A 14,017-nucleotide genomic window follows, 5' to 3' on the forward strand; every position below is an offset into this window, starting at 1 on the left:
GGGTATGACGTAAAATGTAAGAAATAATTTAAAAATCTGATACTTGGCTATATTTAAAGCAATATGTATTTAACCATTAACTCGCGGTTAAGCTTTAAGTCCTGCGACTAAATAATCGAGTAATACGCGTACATTAGTGGCCACAAACTGCCTTGGTGGATACACGCCCCATACACCCTCTTGCTGTGGTTGATAAGCAGTTAGAATAGGGACTAATTCTCCAGAGGAAATTTCGTTGCCAATGTAGTAGTCGGGTAACTGTACAATACCGAGCCCCTTTTTTGCGCCATCTACCAGTGCCCAACCGCTGTTACACTGCAAACGGCCCGCAATTTTAATGTGTTTATCGCGCCCATTTTCGTTTACGCGCCAATAACTACTATTACCAACCAAACATTGATGATTATTTAATTCACCTAAAGTATGTGGCTCGCCAAAACGCCTTAAATATTCAGGCGCAGCACACATAATAAAGCGCCTTGCACTTAACCTGCGTGCTTTTAAGCTTGAATCTTTTAAATGCCCTAACCTTATTGCTAAATCAAAGCCGCCTTCTAGCAAGTTTTCTTGCTCGTTGCTTAATGTGGCAACAACTTCTACCTCAGGATGGTCATACATAAAGTTATTCACTAAAGGCATTATGAACGTTTCCCCGTACATAACCGGAGCCGTGAGTTTAATTTTACCTTTTGGTGTAGTTTGGTGCGTGGCAAGACCTTGCGTTGCTTCATCCATTGCATACTGTAAGTGCTTTATTTGATGTAAATACGCTTCACCCTCTTTAGTCAAAACGACTTTACGAGTTGTACGGGTTAAAAGTTGAGTATTTAAACGTTGCTCAAGCGCTGTTACATGTCGGCTAATATGCGCAACCGACAGCCCAAGCGTTTTAGCCGCTGCGGTAAAACTGCCCTCTTCACCTACCGCTATAAACTCATCTATCCCATCCCAACGCGCCATTATTACCATACTGTAAAAGTGTTTTAATAAATCAGAGATTATCATTGTTTGAGAAACAAATACAATAGCTACATTACCCAAGCAAATTGGGTCTACAATTATTATCTAACCACTACAAAGGATAAACACATGTCAGAATTTATTAAATCAAAAGCAGCTATTGCTTGGGGTCCTAATCAACCACTTAGCGTTGAAGAAGTTGATGTGATGATGCCTAAAAAAGGCGAAGTAATGGTAAAAATTACCGCTACTGGTGTATGTCATACCGATGCATTTACATTATCGGGTCAAGATCCTGAGGGCATATTCCCTGCTATTTTAGGCCATGAAGGCGCAGGCGTTGTATACGCAATTGGCGAAGGCGTAACCAGTGTTGAAGTTGGGGATCATGTTATTCCTCTATACACTGCTGAATGTGGCGTGTGTAAAATGTGTACTTCAGGTAAAACTAACCTATGTTCAGCCGTGCGCGAAACTCAAGGTAAAGGCCTTATGCCAGATGGCACAACACGCTTTTTTAAAGACGGTCAGCCAATTTATCACTACATGGGGACATCAACGTTCTCTGAGTACACAGTACTTCCAGAAATCTCACTTGCTAAAGTAAACAAAGAAGCCTCTTTAGAAGAGATTTGTTTACTAGGTTGTGGTGTTACAACAGGCATGGGTGCAGTAACAAACACAGCAAAAGTAAAAGCTGGCGACACCGTGGCTATATTTGGCTTAGGCGGCATTGGTTTATCTGCCATTATTGGCGCAAAAATGGCAGGCGCTGGACGTATTATTGGTGTTGATATAAACACCACTAAATTCGATTTAGCGACAAAACTTGGTGCAACTGATTTAATTAATCCAAAAGATTTTGATAGGCCAATTCAAGAAGTTATTGTTGAAATGACTGACGGTGGCGTTGACTACTCGTTTGAATGTATTGGTAATGTTGATGTAATGCGCTCTGCGCTTGAGTGTTGTCATAAAGGTTGGGGTGAGTCGGTAATTATTGGTGTAGCCGGTGCTGGCCAAGAAATATCAACCCGTCCGTTCCAACTGGTAACTGGGCGTGTATGGCGTGGTAGTGCATTTGGTGGCGTTAAAGGTCGCTCACAACTACCTGAAATAGTAGAACGTTATATGGCTGGCGAATTTGCTCTTAACGACTTTATTACCCATACAATGGGCCTTGAAGATATTAACGAAGCATTTGATTTAATGCACGAAGGTAAAAGTATTCGTACAGTCATTCATTACTAATAACTGCTAAGCACGTTTAATAATAAGCCGTAATACTTTTAAGTAGACGGCTTTTAAGTTTACGGCTTTTAAGGATTAAGTATGTTAGAAAATATCTCAAGTGTAAAAGTGTCTGGCGGTTGGCATAAACAATATACTCACGCTGCAACAAGTACACATTGCACTATGCGCTTTGCCGTATTTTTACCGCCTGGTGCAAGTGAGGCAAACAAAGTACCGGTGCTTTATTGGTTATCAGGTTTAACCTGTACAGACGAAAATTTTATGCAAAAAGCCGGTGCATTTAAAAAAGCAGCTGAGCTGGGTATTGCTATTGTAGCGCCTGACACTAGCCCGCGCGGCGAAAACGTCCCCAATGAAGACAGCTACGATTTTGCACAAGGTGCTGGCTTTTACGTGAATGCAACGCAAGCTCCTTACAACACCCATTTTAATATGTACGATTATGTTGTTAGTGAGTTACCGGCTCTTATTGAACAACACTTTCCCGTCACAAGCACAAAGGCAATTAGTGGACATTCAATGGGCGGGCACGGTGCATTAATGGTCGCGCTTAAAAATCCTAAAGCATACGTTAGTGCATCTGCGTTTAGCCCTATCGTTAACCCAATAAACTGTCCGTGGGGCGAAAAAGCATTTACGGGATATTTGGGCAGTGATAAATCGCTTTGGGCACAGTACGACACGTGCGAGCTTATGAAAAAAGCCAAACAAACTGATTACTTACCGATGCTGACTACTCAAGGCGATGCTGATGGGTTTTTAGAGGAGCAACTTAAACCACAAAACTTAGTGGCTGTTGCTAACGAAAAGAGCTACCCGCTAACACTAGAGATGCAAGAAGGTTACGATCATAGTTACTTTTTTATAAGTAGTTTTATTGACCAACACTTATTATTTCATCATCAGTTTTTAACTGCTTAGTGTGAGATTCGTTAGTGTGTAGAGATGACTTTTCTACCTCTACACACTCTTTTAGACTTTTAGTGACCTGCCTACATACTTGCGTTGTAGTGCTTTCCCCCTTCACTAGGCTAACAAGAGCCGAATCTATTTTTAATCCCATATCAGTAAAGTTAAATCCGTTTTTATCTGTAGGTACTGGATCTAGTGGGTTTTTATAAGGCTCTGAACGAGCAAGACTATTATTATATTTATTATCACGCGCATTTGACTGTGCTTGGCCGTCAATAATAGCGCCGGCAACTGTGCAGCCACTTAGGTAAATAACACATAAAAATAAAGTTAGCGTTTTCATGATTCATCCTGTTCAAAAACATTACCTATATTATATACAACTTTAAAAGTAGCATTGTAAAAATATGTAAGCATGATTACTTAAACTCATTTATAAACTCTTTTGTAAAACCCACCAGCTGAAAAATAAAAATAACTAAAAATGGCAAAGCGCCAATAATCGCAACACTTCTGTTTAACGGTTCGTTATTTTGCACTAACAAAACAAACGCACATAAACCTAACGCAAACGACCAAGCATATAAGCTCCATGTTTGATCTTCACTTGCACCACTTAATTGGCGAATTACCAAAACAGCAGAGTCTGCTGAAGTTGCTACAAAAATAAGTAACAGTAATAAGCTTGACCAAATTAATAAACCACCTTGCCACCCTAGCTGCTCAAAAAATACAAATAGCCCTTGTGTATAATCGGCTTTAATAGCCGCTAAAATACCTGCATTATGCGTTTGATCCCACGCAATCGCAGAGCCCGAAAACACACTAAACCAAATAATGGTCACAAGGGTTGGTACAAATACAACACCAACAATATATTGCCAAACTGGGCGCCCTTGGCTTATTTTAGCTAAAAACACACCAACAAACGGACCCCAAGCTAACCACCAAAAATAGTAATTGTATGTCCAACCTGTTGCCCATGCGGGGTCATTAAGTACACTTTCAAACTGCCATGTACCTGTGGTTATGAGCTGAATATAATCCCATGTACCGCCTATTGCTATGTCTATAATTGGCTTTATAGGCACAAAAATTAATAGCCATACTATAAGTGCAAATGCTAAAAACACATTAAATTTACTAAGAGTTTGAATTCCTTTTTTAAGCCCCAACTTTGCAGAAATAGTATAAAGCAGCGCAATTAAACAAATTATAATAAGCCCCGAACATAAAGCCGATTCAACCCCTAGCTCAAGCTCGAGCCCTTTACGCAGTAATAAAGTTGAATTAGCAATTGTGCCCACGACACCAAAAAATATTGCAAGTATGGCAATTAATTTAATGTTAAAGCTCAGCTGTAACTGCCAAGCCCGATTAATAACGCTTTTAGTTGCACTGATCACAGGAGCGCTAATATCGCCCGCTGTACCACTATTGCGAGTAAGCCCACCTAATACCAAGCCAAATACTGCATAGAGCGCCCATGCATGCGCGCCCCAATTAACTAGTGTAAGTGCCAAACCACTTGTTTGATTGTTAGGATACAAGCTTTGCTTTAAAGGCGAGTTAACCGTGTGTAGTGCAGGCTCTGCTACTCCCCAAAATATAAGTCCTGAGCCCATTCCTGCTGCAAACAACATAGAAAGCCAACCAAAGGTACTAAACTCAACAAGTGCTTGCGCTCCTCCTATTTTTCGTTGCCCTAATGGGCTTATAGCAATAGCTATCACAGAAAAAAGTAACAAGTTTACCAATATAAAAAATGGCGACCCTAAATAACCTAAAATTTTATTAATAGCGGGTTGTAAGTGCTCTGTGAGTAATTCAGGAAATAAAAAAGCAATAACAGATAACCCAACGCAAAATAGTAAGGCTGTTTTTTCAAGCTTAGTGGGTGTGCTTAATGTTTGATTTAAAGGCAAGAGATTCACATAGGTGTCTTTTAGTCTGGATAAAAGAATACGGGGCTTTAAAACTCAGATCAAATTAACTATTGCGTAAAATAGTAATAAAAACATGTAAAAGTTTCCTCAATAATTCTTGTTAAATATAGGTATTAACAATAAACCATTGATTACTAGTCATTTATTCCATGGCTTGCTGTTTGCTTATTATTAACAAAGTTAACCAGCACAGGCTCAATAATGGAAATTGATTTACAGTGGAATGAAATCATTGATAACTTAATACACTTAGGTATTGCATACCTACTTGCACTACCCATGGCATACGACAGAGAGCGTAGTAATGATGGCGCAGGCCTTCGTACCTTTCCTCTTGTTGCTGTTGCATCGTGTGGGTATGCATTAATTGCTATGTCGGTTTTAGATGGCGCAGAAGCTCAATCAAAAATGTTGCAAGGCATCATTACTGGTATTGGTTTTATTGGCGGTGGCGCAATTTTGAAAAATAATAAATCAACCTCCGGCACAGCAACCGCAGCAAGTATTTGGAATATGGGTTTAATTGGTATAGCCGTAGCGTACAGCCGCTACGAAATAGCCATTTTACTTGCCATTATTAACTTTATAACGCTTAGGTATGTAAAAAAGTTTAAGTAACAGTTTTTTTAATAAGTATTGCAGCAAAATTCCAATGCATTGTTTGTATAGCCAAGACTTATTAATGCAATAACTCCCCATAATTTATATGTGGGGAGTTACAATTTTTATAAAAAGCTTTCACCGCTTTGCTTAAGTGTAATTGTTTGTGCTTGAGCGCTTTTTATTAATAATCCACAACGCAAATCATTTTTCGAAATAACAATTTTATCAATTGTATTAATGTCATAGTCAACGACTTTGTTTTCGCATCTAAGTTGCACTTTGCTCAGTGGTAATTCTGATTCTAATTTAACCTCAGACTTCGACATCATAGGCATTACAGCTTGTTCTGAAGCTAAACTAAATTGTTGTTTTATATCGCCAGAACTTTTATAAATGTCATTAACTTGAGCTAATAACTGTTCCTTATTTTGCTGTGTAAAAGTGATGGATTCAATATTGCCTAACGCATCTATTGCGTCATAGGCACGTAAAAAATCTTGTTTTGATATAAACCATTGTAATGCATTTTTTATCACACGCTTTTGAATTTGATCTGGTAGGTTACCTCTAAATAAAAACGCTTCATTGATGTGCTGATCAAAGCTCTTCCAATCTTGTACAAAATAACTGTGCTGGCTTTTAAGCCACGCAAGCAAAACAATCTCAACCGTATTTTTTGTATGTTCGTTTTCTAATTCATCGATAAGGGTTTTAGCTTCATCGAATTGTTTGTCATCTATGAGTTTACTTGCTTGCTCGTAATCATTAAAAAAACCACGCGATGCCTTATCATTTGAAAAAACTGTATGTAAATTTTGCGAGCTCACAGTAATCGTTTTTGCTACAGGTATAGTCTCACCATTTAATTTTGCACTTTTATAATTGAGCTTGGACACGTAATCCATTACTTCTCTTTGGTATTTTTTTTGCCCAACCGTAGCTACAATTTCTATATCGCTAACCTGTCCATTTTTATCAACCACATAACTGCTTAAGTTAATTCCCTCTAGTCTTGAGGCACGTGAAGAGGTATTAGTGAGCTGATCGTAGTTTTTATTAATTACTTCTGCAGGAACAAAGTCATCAGCAAAAACAGAGTATTGAGTAAAAGCAGACGTTAAAGAAAGCGCTAATATGAGTTTTTTCATCGGTTTATCCATCCTAGACAGTGTTTATATAATAGAAACAAATGATCAACATAAAAGCAAGTTCAAACATAAAACTGCTTATTTTATGAGCTTTATTTTAGCTAAACAATAACAAGCTCATCGTTTTATATATTTTAGACATTAAAAAAGGCGCTTAAAAAGCGCCTTGCTAACAAGTATGAGTGCTTAAAACATATCTTGATAGGAATTTGTTGTACTAAACGTAATTGCTTTTTCAAAGCCTGGCAACTGAATGCTTTGCTCGTCAATTACAATGTCGTTGTCGTCAATGAGTCCGTCGCCAAAGCGGTAAATAAGCTCGTACTGGCCTAAATCGGCTTGCGTTTTATACGTTTTCTGCGCAGCTTTAATTGCTACATTTTTCTGCGCGTAACGAGTCATAACGTCATTGCCATGGCGCTTAGCGAGCATTTGCATTGTCACTTTTGGCGAAAGCGCAACAGCGGTTGCATTGTTACCGCCAAAGCCTTTTGAATTTATAAAAGCTATATCCATTTCACCGCATTCGTAATGGCTATTACGAATATCAAGGTGGTCGGTATAAACATCGTCAGCCACTTTATCAATTGTGGTAATACCCGGCATAATATTGTGACTAAATACACCTAGAGCTATCGCTAATTGGTCGCCACTTGCTGGGGCTATAGTATGTCCAACATAAGCTTTTGGCGCTGTCACTTTCCAATTATCAATAGCAAATGTTTGTGCTACTTTGTGGTATATCAGCGATTCTGTTACGCGGTTTAGCGGTGTACTTGAGCCATGCGCTAAAATAAAGCTACGTTCTTGTAAAGCTTCTTTACCTAAAAGGCTCGTTGCCAAAGCAGCCGATTTAGCCATGGTAATATAGTTACCAGGCCCGGGTGATGTAATTGATTTTTTTATGCCATCTGCATTAACAAATACATCAGGTACAGAGCCCATAATGTCAGCGCCTAACTCAAGAGCTAAGGCATCATCCATCAAAATCGCAACTTGTGCACCTTCACCTAATGTAAAGCCACAGTTATCCCCAAACGGACGGCTGCTTTTACGGTAATCAGGTTCTTCATCATGTGATAAGTTATCTAAACGGCGCAAACCTTCAACATTGGCAAGTGCGCTCATGTTACCAAAGCCTTCAATCACTTCTGGTGTAATAGCACACTCAACACTTGCTACAACTGCAACACGCGTACGCCCTGCCTGTATATCGTTAACCGCTGCACGTAAGTTATACAAAAACGTAGCACAGGCTCCTGAGGTCGAAAATGTAGTCCCCACATTGCCAGTAACATACGCGTTAATAAAATCAGTCGACATGGTATTTAAACCCAGTGCCAACTGTTTAGTACTAACACGGTCGCCCTGTTGGCGTGCCTTTACTAAACCGCCAAGGCCTTTGTCGTCCATTTGGCCAATTACCGATGCTGAATAGGTACCAATTTTATCTGGCTCTACGCTATTCATAATGTGTTGCCAATCAAGCCCTGTTGATTTAATCGCATCGGTAGCTGCAAAAATTGTCGCTTGCAGGCCACGTGGCTGATAGCGGCTGTTATACATAACAGACGGATCAAAACCAGTTGGAAATTGCCCTGCAGATTTAATTGGGTTATCACGCGTTGAGTTGTGTTTTACATCTATTTCGGAAGCAATAGTAACTTTAACTTTTTTGCCTTCAAGTTCTTCAACCTGCCAACTAGCCGGAACCGGCGTTGGTAAGTCGCGAGCACGCGTTTCAAACACAATAGCGTTTTCGCTTGATGCGCTTAGTGTCATTTTTTGCTGCCACGGTGTGGCATCTGCATCAAAGTGTTCTTTTTCAATTTTACGAATAAGTGTACCAGCAATAATTTGCTCACCAAAACGTGCTTCTATGTCGCTTTGCTCAACATTATTACCTTGTGTATCTTGTAATTGGCCGTTTACAACGCTTACTAGATTCATCAGTGTGGCGAGGCCTAAAAATGTTTCACTGCGATCTTCAGCGTTTAAACTATCTAACACGATACGGCGATAACCTTGATGAAAAGAAGTACGGCCAGCGGCGTTAATACCACCCATGCCTACTATAACGGGTAATGCAGTCATAATTTACCTTTAAAAAACGTGTTATAAGAAGAACAGGCAGTTTAAATGGATTATGCACTATACATTGTGCTTTAATAGCCAAATATTCAGCACAAAAGGCCAAAAGACACTGGTCGGAGCATTTATATGACTGATAAACACACTAATCCACCACTAAACATTGCTATAGCGGTTTATCCGCATTTATTAGTGACTAGTTTAACGCTGCCAATTGAGATGTTAAGAGCCGGCGAGGCCTTCGCTAAAGGCCATATTGATAAGCAAAGTTTTAGACCGCTTGCTATAAATTTAGTGGCTAAAAATGCAGAATCTATAGCTACTCGCGCTGGCCTTGCGATAATTCCTGATTGCATAACAACTAATGCGCCCTATAGTGATTTAATTATAGTGCCTGGTATTTGGCGCAATCCGCGCCCAGTAGTGCGTACAAATCAAGACGTAGTTGACTGGCTAAACGAGAGCTTTAGCGCAGGCAGCCATATAATTGGTGTAGGCACTGGCAACTGCTTATTAGCTGAGGCTGGCTTACTTGATGGGCGCCCTGCTACCACCCATTGGCACTACGCCAATCAATTTAGCCACGACTACCCGTTAGTGCGTTTAAAACCCGACTTTTTTATAACTCAGTCAGAACGCATGTATACCGTAGCAAGCCTTAATGCCCTTGCAGATGTGATCGTACATATTATTAGTCAGTACTATGGAAAAGCCGCCGCTCAACATGTAGAGCGAAACTTTTCGCACGAAATACGTAAACCCTACGAAGATCAACGCTACCGCGAGGGCGCAGTTGACCGCCACCCCGACGAGCTAATTGCGCAAATTCAGTTTTGGCTAAAAACAAATTTAGCCACCGAGTTAAACCTGCAAGAAGTCGCTGCCCAATTTAGCTTGAGCTACCGTACTTTTACCCGCCGTTTTAGAGCCGCAACCAATCAAAGCCCTATTGAGTATTGGCAACAATTACGCGTAGAAGGTGCAAAGGAGTTACTAGCGTCATCAAATCTATCAATTCAAGAAGTAGCTTTAGAAGTGGGATATAACGACCAAGGGCATTTAACGCGTGTGTTTAAAAAGGTATTAAGCCAAACACCCAGTGGTTACAGAAAAGTAGTTAGACGAAAGTTATTTGGTTAGTCGTAATTTAATAGCACTTGTTCAAAATGTAATTATTTAAATGGCACTAAAAAACGCCACTTTTAGTGGCGTTCTGACTCGTTAAATTCCTTTCGATAATAGCGCTTTTGATAGTTTTTTACTTTAGTGTGTACGCCTTTACTTAAGCTTTTAAATTTAGCTTCGAGTACGTCTACACCATATAAAATACCGACCACCAGCACCGAAAGTTTTATTGCAGCGCCAAGGTTTTCGGTCGCTATCATAACGCCTATTGATGCAAGCACCCAAATAGTCGCGGCTGAGGTTACACCAACCACCGCACCATCTTTTGCAAGCATAACGCCTGCCCCTAAAAAGCCAATGCCTGTAATTATTTGCCCCACTACACGAGAATGATCTATTACATCCCCTTGTAAATTAAACGCAGTGGATAAAAACAAATACGTACCCAGCGTTATTAGGGCTGATGTACGAATGCCTACAGGTTTACCACGCAATTGGCGCTCTATTCCAATAATGGCACCGCAAAAAGCCGCAGTACCAATAGCCGCCCACGAATACGGGGCTACATCAATTAAATCTAAAAAAGTCACGGTTAACCTTATATTTTATTAGCTATAGCCACCGCCGTTCTTAAACGTTGGCTACCAAACGCTGACATTTTACTAAAATCACTTCGTGCAATAGGCACATATTGGCAATCTATTGCGAGTTGCTTGTCGTTATCAGTTTCGCAAAACGGATCATGAACATACACGCAATGCTCATCAAGGTGCGTAACACACACCCAATGTGGCGATTTTTTACCATCAAAGCTGTATGTACTAATTAATAACAGCACACTAAAGCCTTTACTTAACCACTGCTCAATATGTTCAAGCTCTACATCTTTATACGTAACCGGTATATTTGCTTGCGCTATACCATCTACAAATTGCTGGTGCACGGTAGCTAACACCACTTTTTTGTTCTCGTTACGTACGCCATCTAAAAACAAAGGCTCTGTGGTATTAACCATTACCTCGCTTTTAAAACCCCGCTTATTAGCGGCAAGTGCCAAACCAAACGGATGGCAACCACCATGACCCGATGTCATAAAAATAGTGGTACCTTCACGCCAAAGTGCTAACTCATGTGATTGAGTAAGCTCTGTAGTTGGCTCAAGTGCACCCATTGCCATTAATAGCGCAGCAGGTCCGCACGTAAACTCGGTAGTTTGCTGATACCACGGCGTTAAACGTGCTACGTTTGTCTCACTCGTTTGTCGAATGTTTTTTTGCATTCGTAGTGCGTCACTGTGGTCGTCGTAATAATCGCTGTATTGACCAAACACTCTGTAGCCTAAGCTTTTATAAAGCCCTATCGCACTGTCGTTATTTACAGCCACTTCTAAGCGAAGATAAATACGAGCCCGCTCACACGTTTCTTTTTCAAGGTTAGTAAGCAGTGCTTTTGCAATCCCCTTACCTTGCATTGTGGGTTTTACAGCAAGCGAATATAAACGCGCTAAACGCGTGCCTTTATGGCACCACACTAACCCATAGCCGCATATTTTCTCGCCATTTTCTGCAACGAGCAAAATACCATGTTTTGCACTAAGCCAGCGCTTTAAACTACGCGGGCTTAATTTATCGTTATTAAAGCAAGCGTTTTCAACGTCAATCAGTGCAGTTAAATCACTGCTAAGCGCCTTTCGAATAACAAGGTTGCTCATGTTATTATCCACGGCCTCGTGCTTCTAAGCGTTGTTTAAACTCATCCATAATGATCATGTATAGCTCATCGCCTAAATAGCCGTCTTCTACTTTGTGATCAATACTTGGGTTGTCGTTTACTTCAAGCACGTATGCTTTGCCTTGATGCTCTTTAACATCTACGCCATATAAACCCCTACCCACTGTTTTACATGCTTTTAATGCTGCATCTAACACCGCTTTTGGTAACTCAAAGGTTGGTAATGTTTCAAAGCCACCAGAGAAAAACCGTTTAGCGTCGTGGTTATAAATTTGCCAATGGTTACGCGCCATTAAATAGCGGCATGCATAAATTGCACGGCCATTTAACACACCCACTCGCCAATCGTATTCGGTATACATGTACTCTTGTGCAAGCACTAATGCGCTAAATTCAAACAGCTCTGTAAGCTTAGCGGCAAGCTCATCACGGTTTGAAACTTTAAACACACCTTTTGAGAAAGACCCTTCAGGCATTTTTAAAACAAGCGGATATGTAAACGCTTCTTCTAATTGCTCAAGCGTTTCATTTGCTTGATCAGCCACTACAACCGTTTTTAAACTTGGCACTTTTTGATAATTAAACGCATCGTGTAAATACACTTTATTACAACAACGTAAAATAGACTCAGCATCGTCAATAACCACTAAACCAAGGCTTTGCGCTTTGCTCGCAAGGCGATACGTTGGGTGGTCAATCGCTGTAGTTTGGCGAATAAATAACGCATCAAACTGAGCAATATTATCAATTTCGTCAAAGCTTAATGCTTGTGCATTAATGCCGTGTTTAGCAGCTGCTTTAATAAAGCGTGCAATGGCGTCTTTATCGCTCGGCGGTACTTTTTCGTTATGATCAACAAGTATTGCCATGTCCCATCTAAAACGACGTTGCACTGAGCCAATGCGCCATTGTGTTTTAGTAAAGTTATCTAGCTTGGCAACAAAGTCGCTGTACTGCTGCTCATTTAAAGACGACAACGAACCTTGTTGTAATAAGCCTTGCTCATCAACAAATAAAATAGGCGCTGGGTATTGTTTAAATACCGACTTTGCCGCTTTTGATTGTAAATCGTTTAGTGCATTACCAAAGTAAAGTGTGCCGTCTATTTGGCCCACATTTAACATAGGGGCTTGGCCACTACGAAGTGCGTTTATTGTTTTTACACTTGGCAAAACTTGGTGCTTGCGCGCCTCAGCAAGTAACGAGCAGTAGTAACCTTTGCTCAAGTATTGGCTTGAGTCGCACAGATTAATAATGCGTGTTTTTGGTTCATTTTGTTTTGGGTAATCACGTAAGTAGGTATTAAACGTAATTACATTTTCGAACGATTGAGCAAGCGTTTGCTCGTTGTTATCAACCACAATTAAGGTTTTAAACACGACTTTTCCTAGTTAAGTCAAAATATAAAAAGCATGCTTAAGTAACATTACTAAGCATTATAAATAGAAACACCCATCGTACTAAGTGGGCATTGCGCGAATCACTTAATACGATGGGTGCTTTAACAGGTACCTACTGTACGAGTTAGCGCTTAAATTGCTTAAGCGACATGTGCTTTATATGCCCTTTTTTAAAAACGCACAAACGAGATATTTTTAGCGTGAAGATAAAAAATATTGATTAACTAATAACGCAGATTAAAATACGCGAAACAATACTTTATGAGAGTTAAAAATGTCGCTGCCAGCTTGCCCAAAGTGCCAATGTGAATATATTTACGAAGACCAACAGCTGCTTGTTTGCCCTGAGTGCGCTCATGAGTGGAACCCAAATAATACAAACGATGAAGACGCTATTTTAGTTAAAGATGCCAACGGCACATTACTTAATGATGGCGACAAAGTGACAGTAGCCAAAGATTTAAAAATTAAAGGCAGCTCGCAAGTAATTAAAATTGGCACCAAAGCGGTAGTTAGAAGAGTGCTTGATAAAAAAGATCACGAACTTGATTGTAAAGTAGAAGGCATTGGCGAAATGATGGTAACAGCAAAGTTTGTGAAAAAAGCTACCTAAAATTGGATATTTAAAATATAGGATGTTAGATGAAAAATCATAAAAATAAATTCATCCAAGCCTTATTGTCTGTTATTGAGGCTTATTATTAGTGCGTGTAATAGATTTTGTTTAACTGCTATTAGTTGGTGTATATCTAAAGGTCCACCTACATTTAATAAGGCGAATTATCGCTTAGGTATATTTAAGCATTTAACCTCCTCACCTTAATGAGGAGGTATGATCAGTTTACAT

13 protein-coding genes are annotated in these 14,017 nt (G+C 39.9%); 5 read left to right on the forward strand and 8 right to left on the reverse strand.

All coding sequences use genetic code 11. The annotated features are described in order from the left end of the window. Window positions 1-87: 87 nt before the first annotated feature. On the reverse strand, window positions 88-960 hold the full coding sequence (locus tag GQR55_RS00610) for a LysR family transcriptional regulator (RefSeq protein WP_197238219.1): 873 nt from the start codon (window positions 958-960) through the stop codon (window positions 88-90). A 129-nt stretch (window positions 961-1,089) separates the two neighbouring features. Here GQR55_RS00610 and GQR55_RS00615 point away from each other — a divergent pair, with 129 nt between their 5' ends. Together GQR55_RS00615 and fghA are read left to right on the forward strand one after the other, a co-directional pair. Then, window positions 1,090-2,211 carry an S-(hydroxymethyl)glutathione dehydrogenase/class III alcohol dehydrogenase gene (locus GQR55_RS00615; protein ID WP_166419066.1) on the forward strand — a complete coding sequence of 374 codons (1,122 nt, stop codon included), beginning with the start codon at window positions 1,090-1,092 and terminating at the stop codon, window positions 2,209-2,211. 81 nt (window positions 2,212-2,292) lie between these two features. Next, window positions 2,293-3,135, forward strand: a complete 843-nt coding sequence (gene fghA / locus GQR55_RS00620) for an S-formylglutathione hydrolase (protein ID WP_166419067.1) — start codon at window positions 2,293-2,295, stop codon at window positions 3,133-3,135. Here fghA and GQR55_RS00625 read toward each other — a convergent pair. Beyond that, on the reverse strand, window positions 3,089-3,469 hold the full coding sequence (locus GQR55_RS00625) for a hypothetical protein (RefSeq protein WP_166419068.1): 381 nt from the start codon (window positions 3,467-3,469) through the stop codon (window positions 3,089-3,091). The two genes, fghA and GQR55_RS00625, sit on opposite strands and share 47 nt — an antisense overlap. A gap of 76 nt (window positions 3,470-3,545) precedes the next feature. After that, window positions 3,546-5,060, reverse strand: a complete 1,515-nt coding sequence (locus GQR55_RS00630; protein ID WP_346774245.1) for a BCCT family transporter — start codon at window positions 5,058-5,060, stop codon at window positions 3,546-3,548. Window positions 5,061-5,273: 213 nt separating this feature from the next. Here GQR55_RS00630 and GQR55_RS00635 point away from each other — a divergent pair, with 213 nt between their 5' ends. Next, window positions 5,274-5,690 (forward strand): MgtC/SapB family protein, encoded by a 417-nt coding sequence (locus tag GQR55_RS00635; protein ID WP_024590122.1) that lies wholly within the window; start codon window positions 5,274-5,276, stop codon window positions 5,688-5,690. 107 nt (window positions 5,691-5,797) lie between these two features. Here GQR55_RS00635 and GQR55_RS00640 read toward each other — a convergent pair whose 3' ends face one another. Then, entirely contained in the window at window positions 5,798-6,823 is a 1,026-nt protein-coding gene (locus GQR55_RS00640) for an energy transducer TonB (protein ID WP_166419069.1), read from the reverse strand. A 186-nt stretch (window positions 6,824-7,009) separates the two neighbouring features. Continuing rightward, window positions 7,010-8,917, reverse strand: a complete 1,908-nt coding sequence (locus GQR55_RS00645; RefSeq protein ID WP_166419070.1) for a beta-ketoacyl synthase — start codon at window positions 8,915-8,917, stop codon at window positions 7,010-7,012. 126 nt (window positions 8,918-9,043) lie between these two features. Between GQR55_RS00645 and GQR55_RS00650 the strand changes: the two genes are divergently transcribed. After that, the gene (locus GQR55_RS00650) at window positions 9,044-10,054 is read left to right on the forward strand and encodes a helix-turn-helix domain-containing protein (protein WP_166419071.1); all 1,011 of its coding nucleotides are present in this window, start codon (window positions 9,044-9,046) and stop codon (window positions 10,052-10,054) included. A 62-nt stretch (window positions 10,055-10,116) separates the two neighbouring features. Here the strand turns inward: GQR55_RS00650 and GQR55_RS00655 are convergent, their stop codons facing one another. From GQR55_RS00655 to GQR55_RS00665, 3 genes are read right to left on the reverse strand one after another with little or no spacing between them, the layout of a single operon-like run. Further along, window positions 10,117-10,629 (reverse strand): MgtC/SapB family protein, encoded by a 513-nt coding sequence (locus GQR55_RS00655; protein ID WP_002960746.1) that lies wholly within the window; start codon window positions 10,627-10,629, stop codon window positions 10,117-10,119. A gap of 8 nt (window positions 10,630-10,637) precedes the next feature. Then, window positions 10,638-11,750 carry a GNAT family N-acetyltransferase/peptidase C39 family protein gene (locus GQR55_RS00660; RefSeq protein ID WP_166419072.1) on the reverse strand — a complete coding sequence of 371 codons (1,113 nt, stop codon included), beginning with the start codon at window positions 11,748-11,750 and terminating at the stop codon, window positions 10,638-10,640. Window positions 11,751-11,754: 4 nt separating this feature from the next. After that, complete coding sequence (locus tag GQR55_RS00665) at window positions 11,755-13,149, reverse strand: RimK family protein (RefSeq protein ID WP_166419073.1); 1,395 nt, start codon at window positions 13,147-13,149, stop codon at window positions 11,755-11,757. 295 nt (window positions 13,150-13,444) lie between these two features. Here GQR55_RS00665 and GQR55_RS00670 point away from each other — a divergent pair, with 295 nt between their 5' ends. Continuing rightward, window positions 13,445-13,783, forward strand: a complete 339-nt coding sequence (locus GQR55_RS00670) for a zinc ribbon domain-containing protein YjdM (protein WP_166419074.1) — start codon at window positions 13,445-13,447, stop codon at window positions 13,781-13,783. Window positions 13,784-14,017 lie beyond the last annotated feature (234 nt).

Source organism: Pseudoalteromonas sp. Z1A8 (assembly GCF_011378855.1).
GTDB lineage: Bacteria > Pseudomonadota > Gammaproteobacteria > Enterobacterales > Alteromonadaceae > Pseudoalteromonas.

Bases quoted from the DNA above. Each gene is read 5' to 3' on its own strand.
- GQR55_RS00610 (WP_197238219.1), bottom strand. From the start codon at position 960: ATGGCGCGTTGGGATGGGATAGATGAGTTTATAGCGGTAGGTGAAGAG.
- GQR55_RS00615 (WP_166419066.1), top strand. From the start codon at position 1,090: ATGTCAGAATTTATTAAATCAAAAGCAGCTATTGCTTGGGGTCCTAAT.
- fghA (WP_166419067.1), top strand. From the start codon at position 2,293: ATGTTAGAAAATATCTCAAGTGTAAAAGTGTCTGGCGGTTGGCATAAA.
- GQR55_RS00625 (WP_166419068.1), bottom strand. From the start codon at position 3,469: ATGAAAACGCTAACTTTATTTTTATGTGTTATTTACCTAAGTGGCTGC.
- GQR55_RS00635 (WP_024590122.1), top strand. From the start codon at position 5,274: ATGGAAATTGATTTACAGTGGAATGAAATCATTGATAACTTAATACAC.
- GQR55_RS00640 (WP_166419069.1), bottom strand. From the start codon at position 6,823: ATGAAAAAACTCATATTAGCGCTTTCTTTAACGTCTGCTTTTACTCAA.
- GQR55_RS00645 (WP_166419070.1), bottom strand. From the start codon at position 8,917: ATGACTGCATTACCCGTTATAGTAGGCATGGGTGGTATTAACGCCGCT.
- GQR55_RS00650 (WP_166419071.1), top strand. From the start codon at position 9,044: ATGACTGATAAACACACTAATCCACCACTAAACATTGCTATAGCGGTT.
- GQR55_RS00660 (WP_166419072.1), bottom strand. From the start codon at position 11,750: ATGAGCAACCTTGTTATTCGAAAGGCGCTTAGCAGTGATTTAACTGCA.
- GQR55_RS00670 (WP_166419074.1), top strand. From the start codon at position 13,445: ATGTCGCTGCCAGCTTGCCCAAAGTGCCAATGTGAATATATTTACGAA.